At 55.7% G+C, this 14,730-nt stretch carries 15 protein-coding genes; 5 read left to right on the top strand and 10 right to left on the bottom strand.

Translation table 11 applies throughout. The annotated features are described in order from the left end of the window. Positions 1 to 2: 2 nt before the first annotated feature. A complete protein-coding gene (locus OES20_09440; GenBank protein ID MDH3634916.1) occupies positions 3 to 905 on the top strand; it encodes a LysR substrate-binding domain-containing protein in 903 nt (300 codons plus the stop codon). Here OES20_09440 and OES20_09435 read toward each other — a convergent pair. The 3 genes from OES20_09435 to OES20_09425 are packed head-to-tail and all read right to left on the bottom strand — an operon-like array spanning position 880 to position 3,065. Beyond that, the gene (locus OES20_09435; protein MDH3634915.1) at positions 880 to 1,443 is read right to left on the bottom strand and encodes a thiamine pyrophosphate-dependent enzyme; all 564 of its coding nucleotides are present in this window, start codon (positions 1,441 to 1,443) and stop codon (positions 880 to 882) included. The two genes, OES20_09440 and OES20_09435, sit on opposite strands and share 26 nt — an antisense overlap. Beyond that, positions 1,440 to 1,973, bottom strand: a complete 534-nt coding sequence (locus OES20_09430) for a decarboxylase (GenBank protein MDH3634914.1) — start codon at positions 1,971 to 1,973, stop codon at positions 1,440 to 1,442. Before OES20_09430 ends, OES20_09435 begins: the two co-directional genes overlap by 4 nt. Positions 1,974 to 1,976: 3 nt before the next feature. Next, a complete protein-coding gene (locus OES20_09425) occupies positions 1,977 to 3,065 on the bottom strand; it encodes an aminotransferase class I/II-fold pyridoxal phosphate-dependent enzyme (GenBank protein ID MDH3634913.1) in 1,089 nt (362 codons plus the stop codon). A 160-nt stretch (positions 3,066 to 3,225) separates the two neighbouring features. On the opposite strand from OES20_09425, the gene OES20_09420 reads away from it, so the two are divergent. Next, complete coding sequence (locus OES20_09420) at positions 3,226 to 4,248, top strand: succinylglutamate desuccinylase/aspartoacylase family protein (protein MDH3634912.1); 1,023 nt, start codon at positions 3,226 to 3,228, stop codon at positions 4,246 to 4,248. Here the strand turns inward: OES20_09420 and OES20_09415 are convergent. The 5 genes from OES20_09415 to OES20_09395 form a co-directional block, all read right to left on the bottom strand. After that, positions 4,221 to 4,721, bottom strand: a complete 501-nt coding sequence (locus OES20_09415) for a sarcosine oxidase subunit gamma (GenBank protein ID MDH3634911.1) — start codon at positions 4,719 to 4,721, stop codon at positions 4,221 to 4,223. The two genes, OES20_09420 and OES20_09415, sit on opposite strands and share 28 nt — an antisense overlap. 1 nt (position 4,722) lies before the next feature. Then, on the bottom strand, positions 4,723 to 7,671 hold the full coding sequence (locus OES20_09410) for a sarcosine oxidase subunit alpha family protein (protein MDH3634910.1): 2,949 nt from the start codon (positions 7,669 to 7,671) through the stop codon (positions 4,723 to 4,725). Beyond that, positions 7,671 to 7,928: a sarcosine oxidase subunit delta gene (locus OES20_09405; protein MDH3634909.1), complete on the bottom strand. Its 258-nt coding sequence runs from the start codon at positions 7,926 to 7,928 to the stop codon at positions 7,671 to 7,673. The genes OES20_09410 and OES20_09405 overlap by 1 nt, the downstream gene beginning before the upstream one ends. A 12-nt stretch (positions 7,929 to 7,940) precedes the next feature. Then, positions 7,941 to 9,194, bottom strand: coding sequence for an FAD-dependent oxidoreductase (locus OES20_09400; GenBank protein ID MDH3634908.1), 1,254 nt, complete (start codon positions 9,192 to 9,194; stop codon positions 7,941 to 7,943). Positions 9,195 to 9,292: 98 nt separating this feature from the next. Then, positions 9,293 to 10,237, bottom strand: coding sequence for a TauD/TfdA family dioxygenase (locus OES20_09395; protein MDH3634907.1), 945 nt, complete (start codon positions 10,235 to 10,237; stop codon positions 9,293 to 9,295). Between the two features lie 177 nt (positions 10,238 to 10,414). On the opposite strand from OES20_09395, the gene OES20_09390 reads away from it, so the two are divergent. The 3 genes from OES20_09390 to OES20_09380 are packed head-to-tail and all read left to right on the top strand — an operon-like array spanning position 10,415 to position 12,960. Further along, positions 10,415 to 10,999: a peroxidase-related enzyme gene (locus OES20_09390; GenBank protein MDH3634906.1), complete on the top strand. Its 585-nt coding sequence runs from the start codon at positions 10,415 to 10,417 to the stop codon at positions 10,997 to 10,999. A 24-nt stretch (positions 11,000 to 11,023) separates the two neighbouring features. Further along, complete coding sequence (locus tag OES20_09385; GenBank protein ID MDH3634905.1) at positions 11,024 to 12,100, top strand: hypothetical protein; 1,077 nt, start codon at positions 11,024 to 11,026, stop codon at positions 12,098 to 12,100. 35 nt (positions 12,101 to 12,135) lie between these two features. Further along, the gene (locus OES20_09380; protein MDH3634904.1) at positions 12,136 to 12,960 is read left to right on the top strand and encodes a TauD/TfdA family dioxygenase; all 825 of its coding nucleotides are present in this window, start codon (positions 12,136 to 12,138) and stop codon (positions 12,958 to 12,960) included. On the opposite strand, the gene OES20_09375 is transcribed toward OES20_09380, so the two are convergent. Then, positions 12,961 to 13,860, bottom strand: coding sequence for a DMT family transporter (locus tag OES20_09375; GenBank protein MDH3634903.1), 900 nt, complete (start codon positions 13,858 to 13,860; stop codon positions 12,961 to 12,963). It abuts the gene before it with no gap. Next, entirely contained in the window at positions 13,857 to 14,699 is an 843-nt protein-coding gene (locus OES20_09370; GenBank protein ID MDH3634902.1) for a DMT family transporter, read from the bottom strand. Before OES20_09370 ends, OES20_09375 begins: the two co-directional genes overlap by 4 nt. Positions 14,700 to 14,730 lie beyond the last annotated feature (31 nt).

Raw genomic sequence — 14,730 nt, 5'->3', positions numbered from 1 at the left:
CCTTGAAAATTACCTTTCGCCAGATCGACGCATTCAAGAGGGTGGTACAAACCGGTAGCGTTACCGAGTCCGCCAGGATTCTCGGCATCTCGCAGCCGGCGGTAAGCCGGCTGTTATCCGACCTCGAAACTCAGGTCGGATTCCAGCTGTTTAGCCGTTCCGGCCGCAACCTTAAAGCTACTCCTGAAGCCTTGCTACTGGTTGAAGAAGTTCGCAGGGCGCTCAGCGGGCTGGAGCAGATCAAGCACACCGCGGCCGCGATCAAAAACTTCAAACACGCCCAGTTGCGCCTGATTTCGACGCCGGCATTCTCGACCTTGATCGCCCCACAATTAATCAGGCAGTTCGCGGCACGGCAACCCGCGGCGATGGTGTCGCTGGAAATCCAGTCGATCGACGTCGCGCTCGAGTGGATGGTATCGCAGAATTTCGATTTCGGGATTGCGCCGGCCACGCTGGTCAACCCGGCGATCATGAGCCATTCGTTAACCGATACCCAGTCGATCTGCGTACTCCCGAAAGGGCACCGGCTCGAGGCTAAGGAGAGCATCGAACCCGGGGATCTCGACGGTGAAAGTTTCGTTTCCTACCTGCCCGATTCACAGTTCCGTTTCGAGGTCGACGAGATTTTCAGCAAGGCAGGCATCCAGCGCAGGCTACAGTACGAGGCCCGCACCACCGATGCGATCTGTCGCCTGGTAGCGCAGGGGCTCGGCGTATCCATAATCGTCACCATGGGCACCGGGTCGGCTGCCGGTGAAGATTTCTCGACCGCCCCATTTGCACGAGAAATTCCGTTCAACGGCGCGCTGATCTGGTCGCAACAAAAGGCCATGTCGGCGGTGGCCAAGGATTTCCTCAAAATGGTCGAGACCGAGTTCAGCTCGATGCCAGCGCGTTCCTGAAGCGCGCTCGCGCCTCGGCGCTGTGTATATAGGCGTAATCCCGGGGGTAGGATTTCCCGGCTTCGATCTGCATCGCCGCCAGTGCCGGTCCGGGTTGCGCCAGGAAATCGCCAAGCCCGTGCTCGAATTGATCCAGTTCACTAAAGCTAAGCGTGTGCCGGTAACCCGCAGCCCTTGCCATGGCAGCGAAGTCGATCTTGTCGGCGCCCGGGATCGGGTGCGCGCCATTGACTTCGTAGACCTTGTTGATAAAAACGAAATGATGAAAGTTTACGGGGGCCGCGTTGGCGATGGTGACCAGCGAGCCGAGGTTCATCAACAGGCTGCCGTCACCGTCGAATACCAGGACTCGCCGACCGGGACAGGATAAGGCCAGCCCGAGTCCATGCGACGATGCCTGGCCCATGGCACCGGTAGCGACGTAGTTGAGGTCGCGCGGATTGATGACCATCCAGTCGAACAGGGTTTGGTAAACAGCGACGACGATTTCATTGCTGACGTGACGTTTCAGGATTTCAAGTGCGTGATCGCGTCTCATGCCGTGGGGGAGCGTCCAATCAGAAAACAGCAAACCGACGAATCCCGATAAGCCAGTTCGATATCGGCCGTTATATGGGCGACATCTGCGGGCGCTTCGATCAGCCGAAAGGGAATATCCATCGCCTGCAGCACGGGTTCGACGATGCGTACGCCGTAAGCGGCCGACGCGTCGGGTTTCAATTCCGGTTCCTTACCTTGTAATCCGACCATCATGCAGATCGGCAACTGGTAATCCATGCCAATCGCGCGGATTGCGTTGAGTGAATCCATCAAGCCCGTTTGTTGCATCAGTAACAACGCGCGGGTCCCGCTGTATGACATCGCACCGCAGATAGACACGCCCTCGTCTTCCTTGCAGACCCGCAACAGTTCGAGATCCGGGTCACTTGCCAGTGGCCATAACAGGCCCTCGCTGGTCACGATATCGGGTACCGACACGACAAATTTTATCCCGGCCCGCTTGAGCGCATCGATAATTGCAGCGCCCGAGGGATGCTCGATTGCAGACGAGGCCTGATTGCCATTCATGCTTCAGGCAGCCAAAAATTGGGTGATCGCATCCAGCGTCTGCTTCATCTCGGCTTCGAGGCCAATGCTGACGCGAATACAGTCCCGGTAAGCAGGCGCCGCGAACCGCCTTACCGCGATACCCTGGCGACGCAGGTAATCGTCGCACTCGATCGCGGTTTTGCCGGCATCGGCGAAATTCAGTAACACGAAATTGGTCTGGCTCGGATAAACCCGGAGGCCGAGTTTGCTGATGGCGGCGGAAAATTCATAACGCAGTCGACGATTGGATTCGAAAACCATGGCCTGGTGCGGTTTGTCGTCGAGCGCGGCGAGTGCCGCGGCCAGGGAGCTCGATGCCAGTGGAAAAGTGAGCCCGATACGGGTTACCAGGTCGATAATTTCCGGCGCGGCGTAAATCCAGCCGACACGGGCCCCGGCAAGACCATGGATTTTGGAAAAGGTGCGCGCCATGACGACGTTTTCGGCGCTGCCTGCCAGATGCTGCCCGGACTCGTAGTCATCGGCATCGACGTATTCCTCGTACGCGCAGTCGATCACCAGCAATACCTTAGCGGGCAACGACTCGTGAAGCCGCCTGATCTCGCGGCCGCCAAGATAGGTACCGGCCGGGTTTTCCGGGTTTGCCAAGTATACCATTCTCGTGTTGTCGGTGACTGCAGCCAGTATCGCATCGACCGACGGGGTAAAGTCATCGTCAGCCGCCGCCACTGGTTCGGCGCCGTTAGCATAGGCATAGTTCGGCGTCTTCAGATAACCGTTGCAGCTACGGATCATTTCGCTACCCGGTTCGAGATAGATTCGCGCCAGGCGCGCCAGTAACTCGTCCGAACCGTTACCGATCGTGATTCGCCGGGCATCCAGACCGTGGCGGCGCGCCAGCGCGGGCGCGAGCAGGGAGGCGGGATTCTCGAGGTAGCGGTGCAGCGTCGTTGCTGCCGCCCGCGCCGCCTGAACCGCATACTGGCTCGGTCCAAACGCACTCTCGTTCGAATTCAACAGGATAGCGGGCGGCGGGTAATCGCCGGGCTCCGCAGACAACATATGCGCCTTGATCCTGTCGATACTCTGTTTCGGGCGGAGCTGGGACATGTGGGGTCAATTCCTGGCGCGGTGGTAGCGGCTAAGGGTATGCGGTACCATATCACAAACACTTTCGATTTCTCTATCTCGATTCCAGATATATTATGTATCGAATGGTTTAGCGGGATAGCGAATAATTGGCAGTCCCGCGGCTGGAATTCCCAAACTCATGAACAAGCCATCGATACCAACCAGAATACAACTCGACATCGACCTCGAGCAAAAGGGGCGACAAATCGGTGACCTGCACCTGAAATGGTCGGATAATCACCGCCCATTGGGGGTGTACCCGGTACCGATCGCCTGCATCGCAAACCGGGACGGGCCGACGATACTGTTGACCGGGGGCGTGCACGGCGACGAGTTTGAGGGACCCGCCGCGTTGATGCGTCTGCTGCAAAACCTGGCGGCAGAGGATATCAATGGCAGAATCATCATTATTCCCGCTTTGAACGCACCCGCATTACAGGCCTCGAGCCGGGTATCGCCGCTGGACCTGGTTAATATGAATCGCGCTTTTCCCGGCGACGCCGATGGCGGGCCCACGCATATGCTGGCGCAGTACGTCGAACAGGTTCTGATGCCGGAATGCGATGCCGTGATCGATTTGCACAGCGGTGGCAAGGCTTCCGTGTTTGCACCCTGTGTGCTGACGCAGGCCGGTACCGATAGCGAAATCGGCGACCGTAACATGGCTCTGGCCAGGGCATTTGGCGCGCCTTATATCTGGTTATCGGGTGCCCATAACGACGACCGTTCGTTGAATGCGGCCGCTACCCGCAACGCCGTGCCGATGATTGCCGCCGAGCTCGGTGGCGGTGGCGGTTGCGATCCGGCAATGACCGATTTTGCCGAGCGCGCGTTGCGGCGTTGCTTAAAACATGTCGGGATTATCGACAACGCGGACAGCGGCGATAGTGCTGACCCACTGCTGGTCGAATTCGGCTCGTCCGAGCAAAATTTCATCGCCCCGGCTGCCGGATTGCTGGATCGCAAATTCGATATCGGCGACGCGGTGACGGTAGGTCAGGCGGCGGGTTTTCTGCACTTTATCGGCGAGCCGCAACGGCCATCGATGGAATTATATTTTCCGGTGTCGGGTATCGTTTTCGCTTACGCCAATCGAGGCATGGTCGAGCGCGGCGAAACCATCGCGCTGATTGCTCAGCAGGCCGTGGTGCGCGCCAGGTAGTCTTCAATCATATCGGCAAAACTCGACTCGACGGCGATCTCGAATCCCCCGGGAATACGAATCAGCAGTCCCTTGAGACCGAAGACCTCGGTATAGCTAACGCCATTTTCAGGAAATACTTTGGCATGCGTATCGAGCGGACTGGCGATGGCCACGATCTGCTCGGCATCGGTGCCTTCGATGCTGAAAAACTGCAGCGTATCGCTGACCAGCACGATGCTGATATCGACCGGCGCCGATTGCAGCCGGCTAATCGTCTGCAGCTCGTCTTCCCGCCCGGCAGGCGCACGCAGCAACCATTTTTCGGGGGCGAGCCAGTAAAGTGACAGTCCCTGGTGCGTGACCGCGGTATTGGGGGTGGTCGGAAAATCCGGAAAACCCGGATCGACCCAGTCCCGTATCCGTTCTTGAGCGCCCTGCAAATCGATCAGGGCGCAGGTTTCGAGTCGCTGGATATCAACCTCGTAACTCATGTCAGTTTCTCAAGCGCAGTCCCGCGGCGTCGTGGAAACAGGGCGCGGTAATCTGCGCCGTGACGACGTCGTCTTTCATACGTATAAAAACGGTTTCACCGATACGGTTTCGACCATCCATCAGCAGTGCCAGCGCGATGGCGCGATTTTGCACCAGACTCCAGACACAGGCGGTGACGAAGCCTTCCGTCTTTTCGCGTCGCCCGCCCGGTGTGATTGGTGCGTTTTCTTCGACCAGGCGCTCGCTGTCGTCGATCAGTAAACCGACCAGTTCGCGCCGTGGCAGATTCGCGCCACGGCGTATTTCGACGGCGCGTTTGCCGATAAAATCGGCCTTCGACGACGACATGATCCAGCCCATACCCAGATCGTAGGGATCCGTGGTTGCATCGGCTTCGTGACCCAGTGACAGAAATCCTTTTTCCACGCGCAGTACATGATTGGCTTCCGATCCGATCGGGGTGATTTCATACTGTTGGCCGAGCGTGATGATCGATTCCCACAGTCGCCGGAAATAACGTGGCCAGACGTTGATTTCGAAGCTCAGTTCACCGGTAAAGCTGACGCGACAGACACGCGCGGGCAAGCCGGCAACGATGCCATTGCGCATTGCCATGAACGGGAACTCGTCCGCCGACAGGTCGATATCGGTACCGAGCAGGTGTAGCAATTCCCTGGCCCGGGGGCCGCAAATCGTGGCATTCGCCCATTGCGTGGTCACCGTGGTGATGCGGACCTGCCACTCTGGACGGTGGGTCTGCAGGAAAAATTCCATGTGTTGGTTGACCGCATCGGCATTCCCGGTCGAGGTCGACATGAAATAATGGCCGTCGGCAATTTTGAAGCTAAGGCCGTCGTCGAGGATCCTGCCGTCCTCGGTCAGCATGATGCCGTAACGGCCCATGCCCGTTTTCAGGTTGGTGAAGTTATTGGTATACAGCATTTCGATAAAGGCGGGTGCGTCCCTTCCCTTGATTTCGAATTTTCCAAGCGGCGCGCCATCGTAAACGCCGACATTGTTGCGCACCGCGAAACTTTCACGATTCACAGTTTGCTGAAAACTTTCACCGGCGCGCGGATAGTACCCGGGTCGGCGCCAGCGTGCGCCGGCCTCGTACATACAGGCGCCGTTTGCCTGGTGCCATCGGGTTATCGGCGTATGCCGGTAAGGAAGATAGACGCTGCCTTCGCGGCTGCCGCTGAGTGCGCCGAATTCGATCGGCACATAAGGCGAGCGAAACGTCGTCGTGCCGATTGCCTGCGGCTCGACACCTGTGGCGTTGGCAATCGCGCCGATAACGTTGAGATTTCCGGTCTTGCCCTGATCGAGTCCCATGCCGGCGGTCGTATAACGCTTGACGTGTTCGACCGCTTCGAAGCCCTCACGCAGGGATAAATGCACGTCGGCCAGGGTGACGTCGTTCTGCAGGTCGATAAAACTCTTGCGTGCGAGCCTGGCGTTGCATTTGACGTGCCATAGCGGTTCGATGGCGTAATCGGCTTCGGCTTCGCAGTCGGGAAGATTGGGCTCATGGCGGACATTGATGCCCAGCTTTTCGAGCAGGTTGCGCATTTTACAAAGCGCATCGGCAAATACTTGCGGCAGAGAAAAATTACCCGCGGCTGCACCGATGCAAACGCATTCCTGTGATACGCCGGCCGCAACAAAGGTAGCGAGGCCGTCATCCCAGGCAAGTTTGCCGCGCGCCTGTGAAAACAGGTGCAGGGTTGGATTCCAGCCGCCGGAAACGCAGATCAGGTCGCAATCGATCTGGCGGGCTTGACCGCTGTTGTTGTCGCACAGTGTAACGCCCTTGACGCGGCGTTGACCGTGGGTAGTTACGATCATGTGGTTGGAGATAATTTCGATGCCCGCTACCAGCGCGGCAGACCTGTCACCTATATCCTGCCGGCTGTCGATGATTGCCTGCACTTCGATACCGGCTTTACGCAGGTCCGCGGCAACACGGTAGGCGCTGCTGTTGTTAGTGAAAATGACCGCATGTTTTCCGGGTTTTACCGCAAACCGATTGACGTAGCCCTGCGCTGCCGAAGCCAGCATGATGCCGGGGCGGTCGTTGTTGGCGAATACCAGGTTGCGTTCGATGGCGCCAGTTGCCAGTAGTACCTGTGCGCTGCGTACCCGCCAGCCACGCTGGAAAATACCCTCTGTTTGGGGCGAGCGTTCAGATATCATCAACAGGTTGTCTTCGCGATAGGCCCAGACGCTGGCCTCGTGCAGGCGGAGGACGTTGTCGCAAGTGTCGAGTTCGGTTATCACCATGTCAACCCAGTCTAGTGCCGCCATGCCATCGATGGTCGTATTCTGATTCAGCAGCGACCCGCCGGGCTCGATGCCATCGTCAGCAAGAATGACGCGGGCACCATTACGTGCGGCGTAAAGCGCCGCGATCAAACCAGCTGGACCGGCGCCGATAACGAGAAGATCGCAATGCGCGTTGCGCACCTCGTAGCGCCCCTGGTGCAGATTTTGCTCCGGTGCCGAAGCGAGACCGGCCGCGCGCCGGATCGACGGTTCATACAGCCTCCAATGTGGCCACATGAAAGTCTTGTAATAGAACGCGGCCGGAATCATGCGCGCAAACATCTGGTTGACTGCCATCAAATCGAATGCGGCCGATGGCCAGCAGTTGACCGATTTTGCTTGCAGGCCTGGCCGGATCATAATCCGGGTGATCGACTGGTTGCCGGATTGCTCGTCACCGATTAATTCGACCAGCGACGAGGGCTCCTCGTAACCCGCGCCGACGATGCCACGTGGCCGGTGATACTTGAAACTGCGCGCGGTCAGGTAAATACCGTTTGCGATTAATGCCGAAGCCAGCGTATCGCCGGCAAAACCCTGGTAAGTTTTACCGTTGAAACGAAACGGGATCGGTTGCGTGCGATCGAGGCGACCGCCGACAGGACAGCGCATATCCACCGCCACTAGGCGTCGCTCCCCGATTCGAGTATTTCGTGAGTTAAGGTGTCGCGTCTTATCGTGATCCAGCGACCGCAGCCGCGCACATGCCACCAGCGCTCGTCTATCGGTCCGATCGGGTTTGGTGGCACCGTCAGGTATTCGATCCATTGCGGTTCGCTGAGCTGTCCGGGATCGTCCGTGCGGCGTGGTTTCAGTGGGCCGCCGTGAATAAATTCGCTTTCGTTGCGCGGACCGCAGAACGGGCAGATTATTTTCAGCATGCCGTCACCATTTTATGTTGCCGTAGTGGTGCCGGCTTCGAGGATGAAGTCGAGCCGGCGAAAGCGCGCCAGCGAGAACGGCGCGATCAAAGCGTGAGGCTGGTTAGTTGCGATCAGATGCGCGAGCGTGTAACCACCCGCGGGCACGGCTTTGAAGCCGCCCCACCAGCCGGCCGAAACGAACAGCCCGGGAACGTCGGTTTTGCTGACGATTGGAGAAGCGTCGTGTGCGATATCGAGCGTGCCGCCCCACTGGCGCATCAGCTTGAGGCGTTTGAACGACGGAAATAATTCGAGCATCGAAACGACCGCGTCTTCAAACACATTTTGCTTGATATCGCGGCAAAACGATTGCCCGGGGTCGGGTGCGCCACCGATTACCAGTTCGCCCTTGTCAGACTGGCTTAAGTAAACTCCGATGTCGGGGCAGTTGACGACGACATCGATCAGGGGTTTAACCGGCTCGGATACGAACGCGGTCAGGTTAAACGATTTGAGTGGCAGCTTGAGTCCGATCGTATCGGTGATCGACGTGGTATGGCCGGAAACGACCACGGCGACCTTGTCGGCGTAAATTTTGCCCTGGTTGGTTTCGACTCCGGATATTTCACCGTTGGGGCCATCCCGCAGCAACCGGGTGACCTCGGTGTTTTGATGGATTTCGACGCCGCGATCGTCGGCGGCACGCGCATAGCTCCAGGCCACGGCATCATGTCGGCAAACCGCAGCCTGGCTGTGTACCATGCCAGCGATAATCGGCAGCCTCGAATCGGGCCCGCCACCGGTCAAAGGTGGTATGCGCCGGCGGAGTTCATCCACGCTGATTCGGTCGTAGGTGGAACCGTAGAGATCACCATTAAACATGCGGCGTTTGATTTCGCGCAGCTTGGGGTAGGTTTGCACCACGTCGATCATGCTGCGATTCGAGTACATCAGGTTGTAATTGAGTTCGCTGGTCAGGCCTTCGTAGAGTGCGACCGATTTGACGAAAAACGGGATGCTTTCGTCGCGCATGTAATTCGAGCGAATTGTCACCGTGTTGCGTGCAATATTGCCGCCGCCCAGCCAGCCGCGCTCGATGACCGCGACATTGGTGATGCCATGGTTTTTCGCCAGATAATATGCGGTGGCGAGGCCGTGGCCGCCGGCACCGATGATGATGACATCGTAGCGCTGTTTCAAAGGCGGACTACGCCAGATCCTGGACCAGTCGCGATGTTCGCTGAACGCGTTCCGCGCCAGGCTGAAGAGGGAATAACGTTGCATGGTGTAGTAGTTTAAAACTTAATGCTAAAGATATAAAACAAGAACTTATATAATTCTATATTATGTTTTAATTCGGCAGATATGTTGCCGACTCGCCGCTAAGTTTCAAAATCAGCCAGTTGGATCGACTTTTCATCGGGCATAAAAATTTGGCTCACTTCGTCGTGGTTGGGCAACGGACGCTCGGTGGGCAGAGTATAGACAAAGGAGCGATGCATTAAGCGGTGATCGTCTTCGTAGGTCAGCGTCGGCGTACCGCTGTGCAGCATCGCGTGGTTATCCCAGATAATCAGGTCCCCTGGTTGCCAGCGGTGGCGGTAAACGAAATCCGGCGTCGACGCAATTTCCAGCACTTCCTCAAGCAGGCGCTTGCCAGTAGCTCTGTCAATCCCGTTGAAATCGAGAGGCTCCAGGCTCAGATAAAACAGTTTTCTGTCGGTCACCGGGTGGGTCTGGATTACCTTGTGCCACACCGGCGGAAGCGCATCGCGCTCGTACGGGGTTAGCGCAATAAACGAATCGGGATCGGATTCGTACAGGGGATCGTTGTGCGCGTGAAAGCTGCTCAGAAAGCTAACGTTTTCGAGTGCCATTTTCAGTCTACCGGGCACTCTGTCGTACGCGTCGGCAGTGCTCAAAAACAGGGTGTCGCCACCGTCGCGGGGAACTTCGACGGCATAGAGAAAGGTCGCGGCATCCACATGGCAGGCCGCAGTACCATCGGTATGCCAACCGAAACCGCCCCGTACGAAGAACGATAGCAATTTGCCTGATTTATTTTTGATGTTGCCAATCGTCGAGACTTCGGGGTGTTCTTGAAAATTAAACTGCTTACGAGTCTCTATTTTCGGTTTTCCGAATCGGTGTGCGAGCGACGCCTGAGCCTGGGGCGGCAGGTCCTGATTGCGAAACAGCAGCATCGAATGCCGATAATATAGTTCGATCAAACTGGAGAAGTCTGCATCGCTAATATCGATATCAAGTCTCAGGCCGCTGATTTCGAGGCCAAACGTGCTCGTAATTCTAAGTGTTTGAAAACTCATGATTGCCTGTTTCTACCCAAGTACGCAGCAGCGGTTATCTGTCAACGATAGAGTGCCAGTCTACATTTCGCCTGGCGTCGAGTTTATCGACCTGTCGTTTCTTTGCACAATACTACAGCTCATGATTCAATTATGATAATCACGACAGTTAACTTGTAACCATCAGCGGGGTAGGATATGGGCGCCTGGATAAAAATGATTTCGGATGAACAAGCAGATCCCGATTTGCTCGACGCTTTGCAGCTTGCACGGACACCGCACGGTACCGTGGATAACGTTATGCGTGTGCATTCACTGCGGCCCAATACGATGCGCGGACATGTTGTTTTGTACCGTGCGACGCTGCACGATGGCGCTAATACGCTGCCGATGTGGTTACAGGAAACGATTAGCTCCTATGTTTCAATTCTGAATCGGTGTGATTATTCGCTGGCAAATCACTGGGCGAATGCGCGTCACTTAATCGACGAAGATGAAAGGGCCGATGTGATTGAACGTGCACTCCAGCGACGTCGACCACAGGATGCTTTCGAAGGCCGTGAATTCGCGCTGTTGAAATATGCTGAAAAGCTCACATTAAACCCCGGCGATATGCAAGAGGCAGATGTAAAGGCCCTGAGAGACGCCGGGCTAGATGATGGCCAGATTCTGGAAGCTAACCAGATCGTATGTTACTTCAACTACGCCAATCGTTGTCTGAATGGACTTGGCGTAACGCTGGAGAACGACATAGTCGGCTACTACTCGAACCTAAACGCCTGACCTGCAATGTGCCCTGGAACTAGAATGCCCGACGAGTCGAATCCGGTTAGGGCAGCAGACAACCTTTTGTTGAACTGTGCCGAACTAAACGCGGGGGATTCGTTGCTTATCGTCCGGGAAGACCCGAGATTGGGCTGGTACGATGCCGCGGTCAACGATCTGATTACCCGGGCCGCCATTGCTTTGGGCATAAAAGTCGAGCATCTCGAAGTAGCTGCGCCCCAAAATATACGTAATTCCGAGGTCGCCGCCGCGATGCGGCACCATGACTGTACTTTGTTTTTAGCTCGTATCGGAGATCAGGATCGCTTCGCGATCCCGGTACCAGGCAAGAAAATCGTCATGTGTTATATCCGGACGCCGACGATGCTGGGTTCAGCATTCGGCCAGGTTTCCTATGCAGCGACACTCGAGATGAAACAATCGCTCGATGCTTTGATTCGCCGTGCGCGTCGGGTCGAGATTAGCTGTCCTCTGGGTACCGAGTGCAGCTATAGTCATAGACCACCGGAAGCTACTGCGTTATCCGATGTTTCAGTGCTGCGCTTCCCCCTTGGGGTAGTGACGCCTATTGACGCGACCAGCGCGAAAGGTCGCGTCGCACTGAGCGGTTACCTGACACCAACCGGTTCGAGGGTTTATCAACCACCAAATCTCGCGATAGATGTTCCTGTTTTTGCCAATATTCAGGCAGGACGGATCATCGAATTCGAAGGACCAACGGGGATGGTAGCAGCTATCGAGCAGCACTATGCAAATATCGCAGAGCAATTCGCCATCGACGCCAAAGTCGTCCACTCCTGGCATGCTGGTCTGCACCCCGGGTTGTCCTATGACCAGTCAGCTGCGGAAGATCCCGATCGCTGGTCAAATACCGTGTTCAACCACCCCAGAGTTCTACACTTTCATACCTGCGGTAATTATGCACCGGGTGAAATATGCTGGATTATAAAAGATCCGACCGTTATGCTCGATAATAAACCGCTGTGGCGAGATGGGCTCTTGCAGGTACTTGATTTTAGCGAAACCGCTGAATGCCTTGAAAAATGGCCTGAACTTGAACAAATCTATGCTGAACCCAGTAATCAAACAGGGTTTTAATGATTAATTTTCTGCCAATAATAACGGTGACACCGATGATTGGAGGCCTGGGAGCTGAAATCTCCGGGATCGCTCTCGATAGTCCACTCGATGATGAAACAATCGATACGATAAAGGCGAACCTGTGGCGTTATCAGGTCGTAGTTTTCCATGATCAGCCACTCTCACCACAGGCCCTGGTCAGCTTTGGCCGCAAGTTGGGACGATTGAAGCAGCATCCATTTATTGGCAGTCTCGAAGCGTTCCCCGAAATCATGGTAATTTGTAAGGAAGCGGAAGATTTACACAACTTCGCGGGCGCCTGGCATACCGATACCAGTTACCAGGAAGTACCAGCGCTGGCATCGATGTTACTCGCCGTGGAGGTTCCAGAGAAGTTGGGCGATACCCTGTTTTGTAACATGGTCGCCGCGTTCGAGGCGCTCAGCGATTCGATGCGGTCGTTTATCGACAGTCTGGAAGCGGTGCATAGTTTTACCGGTCGCAGCATGGCAGGCCGCGAGCAAGATCTGGGTTACGGCTCGTTAGCCAAGGATCACCAGAATGCGGTCAAGATTGTACAACCCGTGGTCAGGACCCATTTCGAATCGAAGCAAAAAATGATCTATGTAAACCCGATGTTTACCGAGTCGATCCTGGGCCTGACCGATGCGGAAAGCGCCGCTATCCTGTCATTCCTCTATCAACACTGCATCCAGCCCGAGTTCATCATGCGCCTGCGGTGGCGACCCGGCACCGTTGTGATCTGGGACAATGCGGCCACCATGCACTATCCACTGAATGACTATGCCGGTCATCGGCGCCTAATGCATCGGGTGGTAATCGCTGGCAATGATCATTGCGGTAGGCCGCTGGATTGATCAGGCCTGCTTGGGTTTGCCTCTTTCGGACAGCCAGATGCCACCAAGTACTAGTCCCAGTGAAATCGCATGGTAAAGTTCGAACACTTCCTTCAGGATTACTACCGCCAGGATCGATGCAAAAACCGGCACCAGGTTGTAGAAGGCGCCGGCTCTAGCAGGGCCAATTAGTTTTACCCCGAAAATAAAAAACAGCTGAGCTAACAGGGATGGCAGCAGCGTGATCAGGGTAACGATTATCCAGCCTTTCGTGGATGGCGTCTGCCAGCCCTGCAGGTAGGTTTCGACCAGGATTAGAGGCAGTGAAATCAGCCAGGCGACGAATGCCATGATCGAAAAAAGACCCAGCGAACTTACCTTTGGCCCACGGCTCAGGCCTAATGAATATGCGGCGTAAATAAAGCAGGCGATCAGCATGAATAAATCACCCCGGTTGATCGTGAAGCCGGCCAGATCGACCAATTTTCCTCCGGAAGCTACTGTTACGACGCCAATTAAGGTTGTCGTGACCCCTATGCTTTGCAACGCCGTAATCCGTTGGCCGAAAGCCAGGAAACCTCCGAGCAGCACGAATATTGGTACCGCACCCTGCAGTATGCCTATGTTGATTGCGCTGGTGTGATGCGCGGCCACATAAAACAATGCGTTGAACACGGTAAAACCGAAGCCGCCCATAATCGCAAGAAAGGGCAGGTGCCGCCGAAGCATAGGCCAGTCGCGGATAATATTTTCACGGGCAAATACCAACATCAGCAGCACCACGCCCAGCCAGCGAAAAGTGACGATTTGCATCGGTGAAATTTCACCCACTGCAAGCCGACTAAAATTTGCGTTAAGACCCCAGCACAAGGTCGCAACCAGCAGGAAAAAATAGGCACGTGGTTGATGATTATCGTTCATATATGCGTCCTCGCACCGCGGATCAATTCGCGATGCAGGGTATAGAGTCCACTTACGATAATGACACTGATGCCGAGTACGCTTTGCAGGTCGGGAACTTCACCCCAGACCAGAAAGGCGATGCTGCCTCCAAAAACAATCGACAGGTATTTTAGCGGTGCCACGATTCCAACCGCGAGTCGTTGATAGCTCAGGTTCATCAGGTATTGAGCCATGCCTCCGAATAATCCAACCATAATGAATAGCGTGAGATCCATCAGGGGAGGCGACTGCCAGCCCTGGATAAGCATGCCGATAATACTAACCAGCACCCCGGTCACGGTAAAATAGAAGGTGATACAGACAGGATCGTCAATCTTGCCGAGATGACGAATGATAATCGTAGTGCAGCCAATTAAAAATGCAGCAGTTAGCATGAAAAGGCTGCCGCTCGCGAGCATATCGGCACCAGGACGCACGACCATTAACATACCGATAAATCCGAGGATGATTGCTGACCAGCGACGGATACCAACTGTTTCACGCAGTAAGATGACCGATAGAGCAGTCATGAATAGCGGTGCGGTGTGCAGTATCGATATCGCTTCCGCCAACGGCATCAGCGAAAATGCATAGAATGCAAAGCCCATCGCCCCGATACCCAGTAAGCTGCGCAGCAGGTGCAGTTTTTTCTGTTGTGTTCTTAAAATGCTCGAGCCACCGCGCAGCAGGATAATAACAAGTACGGGGGCCAGGGCCACGCTGCAGCGGAAAAACATGATCTGTGCTGTCGGATAGTTGGCCCCGAGCCATTTCACACTCGCATCCATGAGTGAGAACAGCAGTATGCTGAGCAGCATCGCACTGAATCCGAGCGCAGGATTGTCGATG

The organism is Gammaproteobacteria bacterium, assembly GCA_029862005.1.
In the GTDB taxonomy this organism is placed as follows: Bacteria; Pseudomonadota; Gammaproteobacteria.
The sequence above is the reverse complement of the archived record's forward strand: the minus strand, read 5'-3'. Positions and strand labels throughout refer to the sequence as shown.